Annotated in this window: 5 protein-coding genes; 1 reads left to right on the top strand and 4 read right to left on the bottom strand. The window is 76.5% G+C overall.

Annotated features, from left to right (window positions below; translation table 11 throughout):
- Nucleotides 1–4: 4 nt before the first annotated feature.
- The 4 genes from E1300_RS29725 to E1300_RS29710 all read right to left on the bottom strand — a co-directional run bounded on the left by E1300_RS29725 (nt 5) and on the right by E1300_RS29710 (nt 16,330).
- Nucleotides 5–13,243, bottom strand: a complete 13,239-nt coding sequence (locus E1300_RS29725; RefSeq protein WP_131760407.1) for a type I polyketide synthase — start codon at nt 13,241–13,243, stop codon at nt 5–7.
- 114 nt (nt 13,244–13,357) lie between these two features.
- Nucleotides 13,358–14,044: an HAD-IA family hydrolase gene (locus tag E1300_RS29720; RefSeq protein ID WP_131760406.1), complete on the bottom strand. Its 687-nt coding sequence runs from the start codon at nt 14,042–14,044 to the stop codon at nt 13,358–13,360.
- A complete protein-coding gene (locus E1300_RS29715; RefSeq protein WP_131760405.1) occupies nt 14,034–15,170 on the bottom strand; it encodes a Gfo/Idh/MocA family protein in 1,137 nt (378 codons plus the stop codon). Before E1300_RS29715 ends, E1300_RS29720 begins: the two co-directional genes overlap by 11 nt.
- On the bottom strand, nt 15,167–16,330 hold the full coding sequence (locus E1300_RS29710) for a DegT/DnrJ/EryC1/StrS family aminotransferase (protein ID WP_131760404.1): 1,164 nt from the start codon (nt 16,328–16,330) through the stop codon (nt 15,167–15,169). The genes E1300_RS29715 and E1300_RS29710 overlap by 4 nt, the downstream gene beginning before the upstream one ends.
- Before the next feature lie 192 nt (nt 16,331–16,522).
- Here E1300_RS29710 and E1300_RS29705 point away from each other — a divergent pair, with 192 nt between their 5' ends.
- The gene (locus E1300_RS29705) at nt 16,523–16,954 is read left to right on the top strand and encodes a type II 3-dehydroquinate dehydratase (protein ID WP_242619464.1); all 432 of its coding nucleotides are present in this window, start codon (nt 16,523–16,525) and stop codon (nt 16,952–16,954) included.
- The last annotated feature ends 139 nt before the right edge of the window (nt 16,955–17,093 follow it).

Below are 17,093 nucleotides of genomic sequence, written 5' to 3'. Positions count from 1 at the left end.
CCCTTCAGGCCTGGCGACCCGTGGTGCCGAGTTCCTGGTCGACGAGCGCGAAGAGCTGGTCGTCGCTCGCCGCGTCGAGGTCGGGTCCGGGCTCGCCGGGCGCCGCGAGCCGGGCGGTGAGCGCGTCGAGCCGCGCGACGATCCGGTCGCGCAGCGCGCCGTCCCCGGGCGGTTCGCCGAGCGCGCGTTCCAGCCGTTCCAGTTCGCGCAGGACGGGTGGGACGGTATCGCGCGGAGCGCCGCCGAGTTCGGCCCGGAGGTGCTCGGCGAGCGCGGCCGGGGTGGGGTGGTCGAACACGGCGGTGGCGGGGAGCCGCACGCCCGTCGCCTCGGCGAGCCGGTTGCGCATCCGGACGGCGGTCAGCGAGTCGAACCCGATGTCCTTGAACGCCTGGTCGGTCCGCACGGTCTCGTCGGCGGCGCGTCCGAGGACGTCCGCGGCGGCCGCGCGCACGAGGTCGACCAGTTCGCGCCGCTGCTCGGCCTCCGGCAGCCGGGCCAGGCGGTCGGCCAGGCTCTCCTGCGTCGATCCCGTCGCGGCCGGCTCCTGCGCGACCGGTTGCGTCCCGGCCGTGGCTCTGCGGGGGGCCGGTCGGACCAGGTCCCGCAGCAGCGCCGGGAGCGCGCCCTCGTCGGCCTGGCGGCGGAGCGCCGCGTGGTCGAGCCGGGTCGGGACGAGCACGGCCTCGTCGTCCGCGCGGAGGGCGAGATCGAGGAGCGACAGCGCCTCCGCGCTCGGCAGCGCGACCTGGAGCCCGCGGGCGAGCCGGTCGCGGCCCGCCGCTCCGAGGTGGCCGGTGAGGCCACTGGCCTCGTCCCACAGACCCCAGGCGAGCGAGACCGCCGGGAGGCCCTCGGCGCGCCGCGACCGGGCCAGCCCGTCGAGGAATCCGTTGGCCGCGGCGTAGTTGCCCTGGCCCGGGTTGCCGAAGATCCCGGCACCGGACGAGAACAGGACGAACGCCGCCAGGTCGAGGTCGCGGGTCAGCTCGTGGAGGTGCCAGGCCGCGTCCGCCTTGGGGCGGAACACCGCGTCCACCCGTTCCGGCGTCAGCGACGTGAGCACGCCGTCGTCCAGGACCCCGGCCGTGTGCACGACGGCAGTCAGCGGGTGCTCGGCCGGTATCTCCGCGAGCACCTTCGCCAGCGCGTCCCGGTCGGAGGCGTCGGCGGCCACCACCCGCACCCGGGCACCGGCCGCGCGCAGCACGTCCAGCAGCTCACCCGCGCCGGGGGCGGCCGGTCCGCGGCGGCTCACCAGGACGAGATCGCGGACGCCGTGCGCGGTCACCAGATGCCGTGCGACCAGTCCGCCCAGCGTTCCCGTGCCACCGGTGATCAGTACGGTACCGCCGAGGGCGAGCCCTGGTCCTTCCCCGGCGGGCCGCGCCCGCGCGAGGCGAGGGGCGTGCAGCCCGCCCGAGCGGACCGCGAGCTGCGGCTCACCCGAAGCCACCGCTGCGGGCAGCAGGGCCCGCGCGCTCTCCGGGTCGTCCGCCTCGACGATCGTGATCGGATCCGGGTTCTCCAGTTGCGCCGTGCGGATCAGTCCCCGCACGGCCGCACCGGCCGGATCGTCGCGGACGAGGACGGCCCGCGGCGGCCGGTCGGCGATCCGGTGCAGCGCCCGCTCGACCAGGACGCGGGCGGCCTCGGCCGGTGGCCCGGCGGACACGTCGGTGAGGTCGAGGACGTCCCCGTCCGCGAGCGGGGCCGCCTCGGGGAGCGCCCGCACGGGTGTCCACGCGATCCGGTGGAGCGCGTCGGACGCGGGCGCGGCGGCCGGGCGCAGCACCAGCGTGCCGATTTCGGCGACGGGCCGTCCCGTCCGGTCGGTCATCGCGAACGTGACCGCGTCGTCGCCCGCTCGTGCCGCGTGGACCCGCAGCGCGGTGGCGCCGGACGCATAGGCCGCGACGCCGTTCCAAGCGAACGGCAGGAGGGCCTCACCCGCAGCGGAGCGCGGCGCGGCGCCGAGGTTCGCGGACTGGAGGGCGGCGTCCAGCAGGGCGGGATGCAGGCCGGAATCGTCCGCCTCGACGCCCTCGGGCAACTCGACCTCGGCGAATACCTCGTCGCCACGGACCCACGCGGCGCGCAGCCCGCGGAACGCCGGTCCGTACTCGTATCCGCGTTCGGCCAGGTCGTCGTAGAAGGCGTCGGTGGCGACGGGTTCGGCTCCGGCGGGCGGCCACTGCTCCGGCGGGGGCGCTGGGACGGGAGCGTCCCGCGACACCTGCCCGGTGACGTGACGCGTCCAGAGACCGTCCGGTTCGAGGCGCGCATGGACGGTCACGGGACGCCGCCCGGAGCCGTCCTCGTCCGCTCCGACGGTGACGGAGACCTGCACGGAGCCCTGCTCCGGGAGCTCCAGCGGCGCCTCGATGACCAGTTCCTCCACGGCCGTCGCCCCGGCCTCGGCGGCGGCCCGCCGCACCAGCTCGGTGAAGACGGCGCCCGGCAGCAGGACCCGTCCCGCCACGGCGTGGTCGGCGAGCCAGGGGCGGCCGCGCAGCGACAGCCGGCCTCCGGCGAGGACGCCCCCGGTCTCCGGGTCCGGCGTGACCGTGTCCAGCAGCGGCGCGGACGGCTCGATCCAGTAGCGGCGGCGCTGGAACGCGTACGTCGGAAGCTGCACCTTCCGGGAGGTGGGCTTGCGGGGTGCGGGCCATTCGACGGGCACGCCGCGCACGTGGAGTTCGGCTAGGGAGAGCAGGAAGCGCCGAAGGTCGCCGTCGTCGCGGCGCAGGGAGCCGGTGACGACGGCGGTGCGGTCGTCCACGATCTCCTGGAGGCTCGCCGCGAGTACCGGGTGCGCGCTGACCTCGACGAACGCGCGGAACCCGTCCTCGGCGAGCGCTTCGGCCGCCTCGCCGAACCGGACCGTCCGGCGCAGGTTGCGGTACCAGTAGCCGCCGTCCAACTCGGTCGTGTCGAGCCAACGGCCCTCGACGGTGGAGAAGAACGGCACTCGTGAAGGTTGGGGGTTGAGTCCGTCGAGGAGGGTTGCCAGTTCGGTTTCGATCGCCTCGACGTGGGAGGTGTGCGAGGCGTAGTCCACCGGGATCCGGCGCGCCCGCACACCGTCGGACTCGCAGGCGGCGACCAGATCGTCCAGCGCCGCTGAATCGCCCGCGACGACCACCGAGGACGGGCCGTTGATGGCGGCGATCTCCAGGCCCTCGGTCAGCCGGGCGGTGACCTCGTCCAGCGGCAGCGCGACCGAGACCATCCCGCCTCGGCCCGCCAGCCCGCGCGCGATCGCCTGGCTCCGCAACGCCACCACGCGCGCCGCGTCCTCCAGGGAGAGTGCTCCGGCGACGTGTGCGGCGGCGATCTCGCCCTGCGAGTGCCCCACCACCGCATCGGGACGGACGCCGAACGACTCCCACAGCCGCGCCAGCGCCACGTTCACCGCGAACGAGGCGGGCTGGACGACGTCCACCCGGTCCAGGGCATCGGCCGAGGACCAGTCGACATAGGGTTCGAGTGCCTGTCTGGCCTCCGCCAGCGCGTCGGCGAAGACCGGTGACGCCTCGGCGAGCGCCTCCCCCATCCCCACCCATTGGGCCCCCTGGCCGGGGAACACGAAGACCGTCTTGCCCGCGACGTTCGCCGTCCCTGTGATCACGTTCGGGGACGGGTCGCCGCCCGCCAGCGCGTCCAGCGCCGCGACCGCCTCGTCGCGGCCCGCCGCGACGACGACGGCGCGCTCGTCCAGCGCGGCCCGGGTGGTGGCCAGCGCATGCCCGATCTCGGAGGGCTGGAGATCGTCGTTCGCCCTGGTGAAGGACGCGAGCCGGGCCGCCTGCGCCCGTAGCGCCCGCGCCCCGCGCGCCGACACCGGCCACGCCGTGACGGCGGGTTCCGCGTCCCCGGCGGCGTCCGCCGGGGCGGCGTCCGGGGCGGGCGGCGCCTCCTCGATGATCACGTGGGCGTTCGTGCCGCTCACGCCGAACGATGACACCCCGGCCCGGCGGGGACGGTCCGCCGCAGGCCAGTCGCGCGCCCCGGTCAGCAGCCGGACGGAACCGGCGGACCAGTCGATCCGCGACGACGGCGCGTCCACGTGCAGGGTCGCGGGCAGGACGCCGTGCCGCAGCGCCTGCACCATCTTGATCAATCCGGCGGCGCCGGCGGCGGCCTGCGTGTGGCCGATGTTCGACTTGACCGAGCCGATCCACAGCGGCCGGTCGTCCGGACGGCCCTGGCCGTAGGTCGCGAGCAGCGCCTGCGCCTCGATCGGGTCGCCGAGGCGCGTGCCCGTGCCGTGCGCCTCCACGGCGTCGACGTCGGCGCCCGCCAGGCCCGAGGCGGCCAGCCCGTCCCGGATGACCCGCTCCTGGGCGGGGCCGTTCGGCGCGGTCAGTCCATTGGACGCGCCGTCCTGGTTCACCGCCGAGCCGCGCACGACCGCGAGCACCTCGTGGCCGTTGCGGCGCGCGTCCGACAGCCGCTCCAGCACGAGGACGCCGATGCCCTCCGCCATGCCGAACCCGTCGGCGGCCTCGGCGAACGCCTTGCAGCGGCCGTCGGCGGCTAGTCCGCGCTGGCGGCTGAAACCGACGACGCCCTCCAGCGTGGACATGACCGACACGCCGCCCGCCAGCGCCATCGAGGTCTCCCCCGAGCGCAGCGACTGCGCCGCCAGATGCAGCGCGACCAGCGACGACGAGCACGCCGTGTCGACCGTCACCGCCGGTCCCTCCAGGCCGAGGGCGTAGGAGACGCGGCCGGTCAGGACGCTCGCCGCGGTGCCGATGACGAGGTAGCCGTCGTCCGCGCCGCCCTGGGCGCCGTGCGTCCCGTAGTCCTGGCCGTGGGTGCCGACGAAGACGCCGGTGGGCGTCCCGCGCAGGGACGTCGGGTCGACGCCCGCCCGTTCCAGCGCCTCCCAGGACACCTCCAGCAAGAGCCGCTGCTGCGGGTCCATGGCCAGGGCCTCGCGCGGGTTGATGCCGAAGAAGTCCGCGTCGAAGTCGGCCAGGCCGCGCAGGAACCCGCCGCCGCGGACGTAGGTCCGGCCGGGCGCGTCGGGGTCGGGGTCGTAGACGCCGTCGAGGTCCCAGCCGCGGTCCGCCGGGAACGCGGTGATCGCGTCGCCGCCGGACTCCACGAACCGCCACAGGTCGTCGGGCGAGTCCAGGTCACCGGGGAACCGGCAGGCCATGGCGACGATCGCGATCGCGTCGTCACCGGCATCGGGTGCGGCGACCGCCGGTGCCGTCGCCGGTGCCGTCGTCCCGGAGAGCGTGGAGCGCAGGTGCTCGGCGAGCCTGGACGGGGTGGGATGGTCGAAGACCACGGTCGCGGGGAGCCGGAGCCCGGTGGCCTCGGCCAGCCGGTTGCGCAGCTCCACCGCCGTGAGGGAGTCGAGGCCGATCTCCCGGAACGCGCGTCCGGGCTCGACGGCGTCGGCGGATGCGTGCCCGAGCACGGCCGCCGCCGTCCGCCGGACGACGTCGAGCAGGCCGGCGGCATCGAGTGCTTGAGCGGCACTGGGCGCGTCCGGGCCGGTGGTCGCGGCGACTCCGGTCCGCCGGGCCCGCGCGGGGACCAGGGCGCGGAGCAGCGGCGGCACCTCGTCGCCCGCGCGGACGGCGGCCAGGTCGAGGCGGATCGGCACCAGCGCCGGGCGGTCGCTCTCCAGCGCGGCGTCGAACAGCGCGAGCCCCTGCGCCGCGGTCAGCGGACGCGTCCCGGACCGTGCCATCCGCGCCAGGTCGGTGCCGGAGAGGCGGCCGCCCATCCCGGCCGCCTCGTCCCACAGCCCCCACGCGAGCGACACGACGGGCAGCCCCTGCTCGTGCCGGTGGCGGGCGAGCGCGTCCAGGAAGGCGTTCCCGGCCGCGTAGTTGGCCTGCCCGGGGCTGCCGAACACGGCGGACGCCGACGAGTACAGGACGAAGGCCGCCAGATCGAGGTCGCGGGTCAGCTCGTGGAGGTTCCAGGCGCCGTCCACCTTCGGTGCGAGGGCGGCGTTCCACTCGTCCGGGCCGAGCGAGGCCAGCACACCGTCGGCGACGACGCCGGCCGTGTGGACGACGCCGGTCAGCCGGTCCGCGACCTCCTCGACGACCGCGGCGAGGGCGGCGCGGTCGGCCACGTCGGCGGCGACCGACCGGACCCGGGCGCCGTGGCCTTCCAGCGCGCCGACCCACTCCTCGTCCGCGCCGGACCGCGACAGCAGGACCAGCTCCGCGACGCCGTGCGCCCGGACGAGGTGCTCGGCGACGAGGCGTCCCAGGCCGCCGGTCGCGCCGGTGACCAGCACCGTGCCGCCGGTGAGCCGCGACCGCTCCGGCGAACGCGGGGGCGGGAGCGGGACGCGGGTCAGCCGCGGGGCCAGGACGCGCCCGTCGCGCACCGCGAGCTGCGGCTCGCCGGGCAGCAGCGGCAGCGCGGCGGTGACCGCCGCATCGCCGGGATCGCCCGTGACCAGGGACGCGAACAGGCCGGGATGCTCCGACTGCGCGCTGCGGAGCAGGCCGCGCACCGCCTCGTGGACCGGGTCGTCCGGCCGGGTGACGACGAGGAGGCGGGCGGACGCGGCGCGCGGGTCGTCCGGCCAGTCGCGCAGGACGCGCAGCACGTCCAGGCCGACCGCGCGGACCCGCTCGGCGACGGGCCGCCCGGGGTCTCCATCGCCGACGCGGTGCACGACGACCTCCGGTGCCGGGAGCCCGGTGCTCGCGGCCGGGCCCCATACGACCTCGAACAGCCGGTCGCGTGCGTCGCTCGCAGCGGTGATGCGGCCCGGATCGACGGGACGGACGGTGAGCGACTCGACATCGACCACCGGGTTCCCGGCCGGGTCCGCCGCGCTGATGGCGACGGCGTCGGCGCCGAGCGCGGTCAGGTGGACGCGCAGCACCCGGGCCCCGGTCGCGTGCAGGCGCACCCCGGACCAGGAGAACGCCAGGCGCGGCCGCTCAGGGTCGGGCAGGAGCCCCGCGGCGGCGATCGGGTGCAGGGCCGCGTCGAGCAGCGCGGGATGCAGCCCGTACCCGTCCGGATCGACGCCGTCGGGCAGCCGGAGCTCGGCCCACGCCTCGCCGTCGCCCGCCCAGACGGCCTGGACCGCGCGGAAGGCGGGACCGTACTCGACGGTCAGCCGCTCGTAGAAGCCGTCCATGTCCAGCGGACGCGCGTCGGCGGGCGGCGGCCACGGAACGTCCGTGCCGGGTCGCGGGTCCTCGTCGGCCAAGGACGCGGTGGCGTTCTCGGTCCACTCCGCGTCGGGACGGTCGCGCGTGTGGACACGCACGTTCCGTCCCTCGACGCTGATCTGGACGTCGAGCGCGCCGCCTTCGGGCAGCACGATCGGCGCGGAGCCGGTGAGCTCGGCGACGCCGGAAGCGCCGCGCAGCCCGCCGATGTGCTGGAGGGCGTCGAGCAGCGCGGTGCCCGGCAGCAGCACGGCGCCGTTCACGCGGTGGTCGGCCAGCCAGGGATGGTCGCGCTCGGTCAGCCGTCCGGTGACGACCGCGCCGTCCGTCCCGGCGAGGGGGACGAGCGCGCCGAGCAGCGGGTGCCCGGCCGGCTCCTGTCCGGCGGTCGCGCGCCGGGCGGGGGCCAGCCAGTAGCGCTCGCGCTGGAAGGCGTAGGTCGGCAGGGGAACCGTCCGCGGCTCCGACCCGGCGAAGACGGCCGCCCAGTCGAGCGGCACGCCGCGGACGTGGAGTTCGGCGAGCGAGAGCAGGAGGCGCCGCGGCCCGCCGTCGTCGCGGCGCAGGGTGCCGACCGCCACGGACGGCGCGGCGGCGACCCCGGCGATCTCCCCGATGCCGGGCGCGAGCACGGGGTGTGCGCTGACCTCGACGAACGCGCGGAACCCGTCCTCCGCCAGCGTCTCGACGGCGTCCGCGAACCGGACGGTGCGGCGCAGGTTGCGGTACCAGTAGCCGCCGTCCAGCGCGGTGGTGTCGAGCCACCGGCCCTCGACCGTGGAGAAGAACGGGACGCGCGACGCGCGGGGCGCGAGCCCGTCCAGCAGCCGGGCCAGCTCGCCCTCGATCGACTCGACGTGGGACGTGTGCGAGGCGTAGTCCACCGGGATGCGGCGCGCCCGCACGCCCTCGCCCTCCAGCGCCGTGACGAGGTCGTCCAGGGCACGGGACGCGCCCGCGACGACCACGGACGCCGGTCCGTTGACGGCCGCGATCTCCAGTTCCCCGGTCAGCCGCGCGGCGACCTCCTCCACGGGCAGCGCCACGGACGCCATCCCGCCCCGTCCCGCGAGCCCGCGCGCGATCGCTTGGCTGCGCAGCGCGACCACCCGCGCCGCGTCCTCCAGCGACAGCGCCCCGGCCACGCACGCCGCGGCGATCTCGCCCTGCGAATGCCCCACGACGGCGTCCGGTTCGACGCCGTAGGAGCGCCACACCTCCGCCAGCGACACCATGACGGCGAACGAGACGGGCTGCACCACGTCCACCCGGTCCAGCGGCCCGCGCAGCGCCTCGGTGAGCGACCAGTCCACGTACGCGGCGAGCGCGGTCGCGCACTCGGCCATCCGGGCCGCGAAGACCGGCGACGCCTCCAGCAGCTCGGCGCCCATCCCGGCCCACTGCGTCCCCTGCCCGGGGAACACGAAGACCGTCCTGCCGTCCACGTCCGCGACACCGGACACGACGTCCGGCGCGGGCGCGCCCGCCGCGAGCGCGCCGAGCCCGGTGAGCGCCCCGCCCCGGTCGCCCGCCACGACCACCGCGCGGTGGTGGAGCGCGGCGCGCGTCGTGGCGAGGGAGAAGCCGAGGTCGGCCGGACGCCTCTCCGGGTGCGCGAGGAGGTCGTCGCGCAGCCGCTCGGCCTGCGCCCGCAGCGCCGGTGCTGACCGCGCGGACACCGGGAGGGCCACCGGCAGGCCCGCCGCTTCCGGATCGGGGTCCGCGGGGACGCCGGGCCTCCCGGCGTCCGGGACCTGCTCGATGATCACGTGCGCGTTGGTGCCGCTCACGCCGAACGACGACACCCCGGCCCGGCGCGGCCGGTCCACCTCGGGCCAGTCCCGCGCGCCGGTCAGCAGCCGCACGTCGCCCGCCGCCCAGTCGACCTTGGACGACGGCGCGTCCACGTGCAGGGTCGCGGGCAGCACGCCGCGCCGCAGCGCCTCCACCATCTTGATCACACCGGCGACGCCCGCCGCCGCCTGCGCGTGCCCGATGTTCGACTTCAGCGACCCCAGCCACAGCGGCTGCCCGTCCGGGCGGCCCTGGCCGTAGGTCGCCAGCAGCGCCTGCGCCTCGATGGGGTCACCGAGGCGCGTGCCCGTCCCGTGGCCCTCGACGGCGTCCACGTCCGCGCCGGTCAGCCCGGCGTTGGCGAGCGCCTGCCGGATGACGCGCTCCTGCGCGGGGCCGTTCGGGGCGGTCAGGCCGTTGGACGCGCCGTCCTGGTTCACCGCTGAGCCGCGGACCACCGCGAGCACCTCGTGGCCGTTGCGGCGCGCGTCCGACAGCCGCTCCAGGACCAGCACCCCGACGCCCTCGGACCAGCCGGTCCCGTCGGCGGCCTCGGCGAACGCCTTGCAGCGGCCGTCCGCGGCGAGCGCGCCCTGCCGGGTGAACTCGACGAACGACGTGGGCCGCGCCATGACGGCCACGCCCCCGGCCAGCGCCAGCGACGACTCGCCGGACCGCAGCGACTGCGCCGCCAGGTGCAGTGCGACCAGGGACGACGAGCACGCCGTGTCGACCGTCACCGCCGGGCCCTCCAGCCCCAGCGTGTAGGCCACGCGGCCGGACGCGACGCTGCCCGAGTTGCCGGTGCCCAGGTAGCCCTCCAGGTCGGCGGGCACCTCGCCGAGGTCGGTGGCGTAGTCGTGGTACATCAGGCCGGAGAAGACGCCGACGTCCCGGCCGCGCAGGGACGCCGGGTCCACGCCCGCCCGCTCCAGCGCCTCCCACGACACCTCAAGCAGCAGCCGCTGCTGCGGGTCCATGGCCAGCGCCTCACGGGGCGAGACGCCGAAGAAGCCCGCGTCGAAGTCCCCGGCGCCGTCCAGGAACCCGCCGTGCCGGGTGGCGGACTCCAGCGCGTCGAGGTCCCAGCCGCGGTCGGCGGGGAACTCCGTGATCGCCTCGCCGCCCGCTTCGACGAGCCGCCACAGCTCCTCCGGGGACGAGACGCCGCCCGGCAGGCGGCACGCCATGCCGACGATCGCGACCGGTTCGCCGGACAGCGCGTGCGGCACGGCCGCGTCCCCGGTGCGGGCCTCGCCGAGCAGCGCCGCCCGCAGGTACCGCGCCACGGCGAGCGGGGACGGGTGGTCGAACGCCAGCGTGGCGGGCAGCGTCAGGCCGGACGCGGCGGTCAGCCGGTCGCGCAGCGCGACCGCGGTCATCGAGGTGAGCCCCAGGTCGCGGAACGCCGCGTCCGCCGGGATGTCGCCGCCGGTGCCGAGCAGCCCGGCGACCTCGGCGCGCACGAGGTCCGCCAGCAGCCGGTCGCGGTCGGCCTGGCCGGGCAGGTCCAGCAGCCTCCGGCTGAGACCGGCGGCGACGCCGTCGTCCGCCGCGACCGTGCGGGACGGGGCCTCGATCAGGCCGCGCAGCGGGGCGGGGACCTCGTCCGCCCGCACCGCCGCCGGGTCCGGGCGGAGCGCGACGAGGCACGTCTCCCCGGCGCCGAGGGCCGCGTCGAACATCGCCGCGCGCTCCTGGGACGTCAGCCGCCCGACGCCCGGCGGCGAGGGACGACCGTCACCCTCGACGGGACCGAGGGCCAGCGACAGTGCCGGAAGGCCCTTGGCGGCGCGGCTCCGGGCCAAGGCGTCGAAGGAGGTCGCGAGGGCGGCCTCATCGGCGGCCTCGTCGGCGCGTCCCGCCGCCCCCAGCAGCCCGGTGGCCGGGGCGAGCAGGACGAAGGCGTCCAGCCGCCGGTCCGCGGTGAGCTCCGACAGGTTCACGGCACCGGCCGCGGCGTCCCCGGCGCCGGGCACGTGGACGACCGCGCCGATCGGGCCGTTCGCGGCGAGCAGCGCGGCGAGGGCTTCCCGGTCGGCGACGTCGCAGACGGCCGCGGTGGCGCCGACGCCCCGTCCGGCCAGCTCGGCGCGCAGGTCCGCGGCGTCGCGCTCGCCCACGAGGAGCAGTTCGCGGACGCCGTGGGCACCGGCCAGATGGCGGGCCACGGCCGCGCCGAGCTCCCCGTCCGCGCCGGTGACGAGCACGGCCCGGTCCGGGCCGAACGGGGACGGCGCGCCGCCGTCCCCGGTGGCGACGCCCACGGCCCGCGGCACCAGGACGACGCCCGACCGCACGGCGGCCTGCGGCTCACCCGCCGCGACGACCTCGGCGATCAACCCCTCGGCCTCCGCATCAACGGCAGCACTCGCACCGCCGTCGGTGGCGGCGTCCAGGTCGACGAGGGTGACGCGGCCCGGGTGGGCGGCTTGGACGGAACGCACCGCGCCCCACACCGCGGCCTGGTGCGGGTCGGCCGCGGCACCGGCGCCTTCCACGGTGACCGCGCCGCGCGTCACGATGACCTGGTGGGCGCCCGCGTGCCGCTCGTCCGCCGCCCATGCCTCCAGGCGCGCGGACAGCTCGCGCACGTCCGTCACCGGCGACACCGCCGCCACGTCGGGACGCGCGTCGCCCGTCCCGGTCCGGCCCGGGTCGGACGGCAGCGGGATCCAGTCCAGCCGGAACAGCGCGTCGTGGCGGCCGCCGCCGGTCGCGCGGAGGCGGGCGGGCCGCTCCAGCAGCAGGCGCCGGGCGACCTTCCCGGACGCCGTGCGCGGGACCTCGTCGATCTCGTAGATCTGCTCGGGGACCTTGAAGTGGACCAGGCGCTCGCGGCAGGCGGCGAGCAGCGCCTCCGGGTCCGGGCCGCCGCCCGCCGGCACGACGAAGGCCACCGGGACCTCGCCGAGCACCTCGTGCGGGCGCCCGGTGACGGCGACGTCCGCCACGCCGGGCTGGGACCGCAGGACCTCCTCGACCTCCGCCGGGTGGATGTTCTCGCCACCGCGGATGATCAGTTCCTTGATCCTGCCGGTGATGGTGAAGTAGCCCGCCGCGTCCCGCCGGGCCAGGTCGCCGGTGCGGTACCAGCCGTCGCGGAAAGCCTCGGCGGTCGCCTCGGGCTGGTTGTGGTACCCGGCCATGACGCTCGGGCCGCGGACCCAGACCTCGCCCTCCTCGTCCGCCGCGACGTCCGCCATGGTCTCGGGGTCCACGAGCCGCACGCCGAGCCCGGGGACGGGCAGGCCGCACGAGCCCTCGACGCGGGCGCCGGTCGGCCAGTTGATGGTGATCGACCCGCAGGTCTCCGTGCTGCCGTAGGCGTCGAGCAGCGGCGCGCCGAACGCGTCCTCGAACGACCGGCGCAGCGCGGCCGTCGTGACCGCGCCGCCGACCAGGCACATCCGCAGGTGCGGGGCGCGGAAGCCCTGCTCGCGCGCGGCGCGGACCAGGTGGTGGTACATCGTCGGGACGCCCGCGAGGAACGTCGTCCCGTCCTCGCTCAGCGCGTCGAGCACCTCGGCCGCGCTGAAGCCGTCGAGGATCCGCGCGGTCGCGCCGACGGCCGTGACCGCGAGCACGCACGCGATGTGCGAGAGGCTGTGGAAGAGCGGCAGCGGCCACAGGACGCGGTCCTCGGCGGACAGGCCGGGGACCGGCACGTAGCAGGCGGCGACCGACCACAGGCAGTTGTACTGGGTGGAGACGACCCCCTTCGGCTTGCCGGTGGTGCCGGAGGTGTAGAGCATCCACGCCGGCTCGTCCAGGCCGAGGTCGTCGCGGGCCGGGGTGGCGGGCTCGGTGCCGGCGAGCGCCTCGAACGACAGCGCGCCGGGCGGCAGCGATGACGGCGTGCCGGGCGGCGCGTCGCCGACGACCACGACGGTGACGTCCGGGCGCCCGGCCAGGACCCGGGCCAGCGGCTCCGCGTGCGCCGGGTCGGTGATCACCAGCCGGGCGCCGCTGTCGTCGAGCAGGTAGGCCAGCTCCGGCTCGGTGACCCGCGGGTTCACCGGGACGCCGACCGCGCCCGCCCGGACGAGGGCGAGGTAGGACTCGACCATCTCGACGCGGTTGCCCAGCAGGATCGCGGCGCGGTCGCCGGGCTGGAGCCGGTGCTCCGCCAGATGGCCCGCCAGGCGCCGCGTCCGCGCCTCCAGTTCGGCATAGGTGACGCCGCGCCGCGCGTCCCGGAAGGCGGTCTTCCGGGAGCGGGCGCGGGCGTGCTCGGTCAACAATTCGGGTAGCGGCCGAATCAGCTCCGTGCGCAGCATTCCAGCGCATCCCCCAAAGAGAGTGAGTCGCCAGCGGAAACGTTCGCGGAAATCCGCGGCCCGGCGAGCCCAGTCTGTTCAAGGAATGGCTCCGGATATCCCCTAACCGCCCCCCTAACCCTCCTTACTCGCGACCGCGCCGCGGACCGCGGGCGCGACCAGCGCGAGCAGGTCCGCGGGCCGGTGCAGCACCGCGTCCGGGCGCTCGGCGAGCAGGGCCTCCGCGTCGCTCTCGCCCCACAGCGCGGCCACGGCGCCGACCCCGGCGCCCCGCGCGCTGCGCAGGTCGGTGACGGCGTCGCCGACCATCACCGCCTCCCCGGCGCGGACGCCGAGCAGGCCGAGGGCGCGTTCGACGATGTCGGGCGCCGGCTTGGGCCGCGGCACCTCGTCCGAGCCGATGACGTGCTCGAAGTACCCGGCGATGCCGAGCACGCCGAGGAGCGAGCGCGCCCGCGGGCCGCTCTTGCCGGTCGCGACGGCGAGCCGGACGCCGCGCCGGTTCAGCTCGGCCAGCAGCGGCTCGACGCCGTCGAAGACGGTGACCTCGCCCGCCAGCCGGTAGCTCTCCCGGACGAACGGCTCCTCGATCTCCAGCGGCAGGCCCATGATGCGCATGATGTCGGGGAAGTAGCGGCCGAGGTGCCTGCTGTACTCCTCGAACGGGGCCGGGCCGTCCCCCATCACCTCGGCGTACGCGATCCGGAACGCGCGGCGCATGACGTCGAAGCTGTCCACGATGACGCCGTCGAGGTCGAACACCACCGCGCGCGTCGCGGTGCCCGGGAACTCACCGCCCATGGCCGGCCCCCACCACGGCGCGCGCGCCGGCCGGCGGACGTCCGGCGGACCGGGCCGCGGACCGGGCCGAGTCGTACAGCCGCTCGATCGCCGCGATCATCTCCCGGGCCTGCGCGATCGCCGCGCCCGGGGCCGGGTCGGCCAGCAGGGCGGGCAGCTCGGCGAGCTGGCGGGAGTACTCGATCCCCACCGGCTCCGCGGGCACCGGCACCGCCTTGGTGACGCCCCGCCAGGTGCGGACGAGGGCGGACGTCCGCTGCCGGTTCGTGCTGAACCCGAACGTGCAGCGCAGCGCGGCCGTGCCCGCGCCGCCCTCCACGGTGATCGCCGTGACGTCCTGCGGCTCGTGCGAGGCCCAGCTCGTCCGGAGCGCCACCGAGACGCCGCGGTCGGTGACGAGGAACCCGCGCGCGGTGTCCTCGACGTCGCCGCCCGTCCCGCCGCCGTCCGGCGCCGGGGCCGCGCCGCCGTCCGCGTCGTCCTTCCACCGGGCGCGGCGCGAGGGGTCGTTGACGAAGTCGGCCGAGACCGTGCCGACGACCTGGTCGAAGACGGTCGGGCCGAGCAGCGGTTCCACGGTGTCGAGCAGGTGCCAGCCGAGGTCGAGGAGCGCGCCGCCGCCCGCCTGCTCCCGCCGGACGAACCAGCCGCCCGCCGCGGGCACGCCGTGCGCGCGGACCCAGGACAGGTCCACGTGCCGGATCGGGCCGAGGCCGGCGGCGAGGTCCAGCAGCGCCCGGACGTCGGCGCGGTACCGGGCCGCGCTCCCGGCCAGCAGCACCGCGCCGCCCGCCCGCTCGGCCGCCGCGAGCCGGTCGGCCTCCGCCACGCTGAGGCACACCGGCTTCTCCAGGAACACCGGCACGCCCCCGGCCAGCAGCTCCTCCGCGACGGAGCTGTGCAGGTGGTTGGGGACGGCGACGACCGCCAGGTCCACCGCCGCCGGGTCGAGCTCCGCCACCGAGGCCAGCGCGACCGGCGCGCCCGCCGCGGCGCGGGACGCCGGATCGGGGTCGACGACGGCGGCGACCGTGTACCGCGGGTCCTCGCGGAGCCGGGGCAGCCAGATCCGGCGCCCGGCCCAGCCGAGCCCGACCAGCGCCACCCGGATGCGCGCGCCGCTCATGAGGCCCGCGCAGCGTCGGCCACCGCGTCCGCCACGAGCTCGGCGACGCGGTGGATCTGCTCCTCGGTGCCGAGGAGGGTCCGGTGGTGCAGCCAGATCCCGTCGTCGGTGAGCGCGTCGGCGTTGGGGCAGCGGGCCGCCAGCTCCTCGACGGTCGCGTCCGGCGCGCCGGTCTCCCAGAAGGCGTCGGTGCGGTAGACCGCGCGGAACACCACGAAGGCGGGCACGCCCCGCGCAACCAGGTCGTCGACGAGCGCGTCGCGCCGCTCCCCCGCGAGGCCCGGGACCCGGAACATCGCCATGTAGTGCGGCACCCGGTCCGCGCGGGCGTCGCGGGCCTGCGGGACGACCCCGGGGATCTCCGCGAGGAGCCGGTCCAGCAGCGGCGCCCGCTCCTCCCGCGTGGCGATCTGCCCGTCCAGACGGCCGAGCTGGGAGCGCAGCACGGCGGCGGAGAACTCGTTCAAGCGGAAGTTGGACCCCGACGTCCGGTGCCGGTAGCCGCGGTCGTCGCGCGGGCGGCCGCAGCTGTGCCGCAGGAACGCCTCCTCGTAGGACGCGCGGTCGGGGAAGGTGACCGCGCCGCCCTCGCCCGCCGTCATCAGCTTGCCGTTCTGGAAGCTGTAGGCGGCGACCGAGCCGAGCTGCCCCACGCGGAGACCGTTCCACCGGGCGCCGTGTGCGTGCGCGGCGTCCTGGACGAGCGGGACGGCGCTGCCGGCCGACAGCTTGCCCAGCGCGTCCATGTCGGCGATCTGGCCGGCCATGTGCACGGGCATGATCGCCCGGGTGCGCGGGGTGATGGCCGCCTCGGCGGCGGCCGGGTCCAGGTTGTAGGTCTCCGGGTCGACGTCGGCCGGGACCGCCACCGCCCCGAGCCGCTGCACCGCCTGCGACGACGAGATGAAGGTGAACGCCGGCACGACGACCTCGTCCCCGGGACCGACCCCCAGCACCTGCAAGGCCAGTTCCAGGGCGTGGGTGCCGTTGGTCACGGCGAGCGCGTGCCCGGCGCCCTCGTGCTCGGCGAACTCGCGCTCGAACGCGTCGACCTCACCGCCGCCCATGCGCCACCACTGGCCCTGCTCCAGCGCGCGGATCAGCCCCGCCCGCTCCCGCTCGTCGTACTGCGGCCACTCCGGCAGCCCGATATCACCCATCTGCGCCACGCCCTTCGCGGATAGCGTTCCCGACACCGCGCCAAACGGCCCGCCATCGGGGATTTCGCGGCCACCGTACCTGCCCGCCGAGCGTTTTTCACATCCCCTATCGACCCCCCTAAAGTGCCCTTGCCGAAATGCCGCGGCGGCATTTATCGCGCCATTTGTGGGACGCATGTTATAACCGTGGACGTGCAGTTGCTTCTGTTGAACGGACCGAATCTGGGCATTCTCGGGCGCCGGGAGCCGGAGATCTACGGGACCGACACGCTGGCCGACGTCGAGGCGCTCGTCCGCGCGGAGGTGGCCGCGCGCGGCTGGGAGGTCGTGTCGGTCCAGCGGGAGTCGGAGGGCGCGCTGGTCGAGGCGGTGCACGCCCGCTGGGACACGGTCGGCGCGATCGTCAACCCGGGCGCGCTGATGATCGCCGGGTGGAGCCTGCGCGACGCCCTCGCCGCCTACCCGCGCCCGTGGGTCGAGGTGCACCTGTCGAACGTGTGGGCGCGCGAGTCGTTCCGCCACGAGTCGGTGCTGGCCCCCGTGGCGGACGGCGTGATCGTCGGCCTGGGCTCGCTGGGCTACCGGCTCGCCGCGCAGGCACTGCTGACCCTGGTACCGGAATGACCCGGCTCGCAATCGACGTCGGCGGGACCAAGGTCGCGTTCCGGCTGGCCGGTGCGGGCCGTCCGCCGCGCGACGCCGCGCTCCGCTGGCCGCCCGCGGGCGGCGCGCCGAATCCCGCCGCCGACTGGGCGGCGCTGGC

The organism is Actinomadura fibrosa (genome assembly GCF_900659615.1).
Taxonomy (GTDB): Bacteria; Actinomycetota; Actinomycetes; order Streptosporangiales; family Streptosporangiaceae; genus Spirillospora; species Spirillospora fibrosa.
The sequence above is the reverse complement of the archived record's forward strand: the minus strand, read 5'-3'. Positions and strand labels throughout refer to the sequence as shown.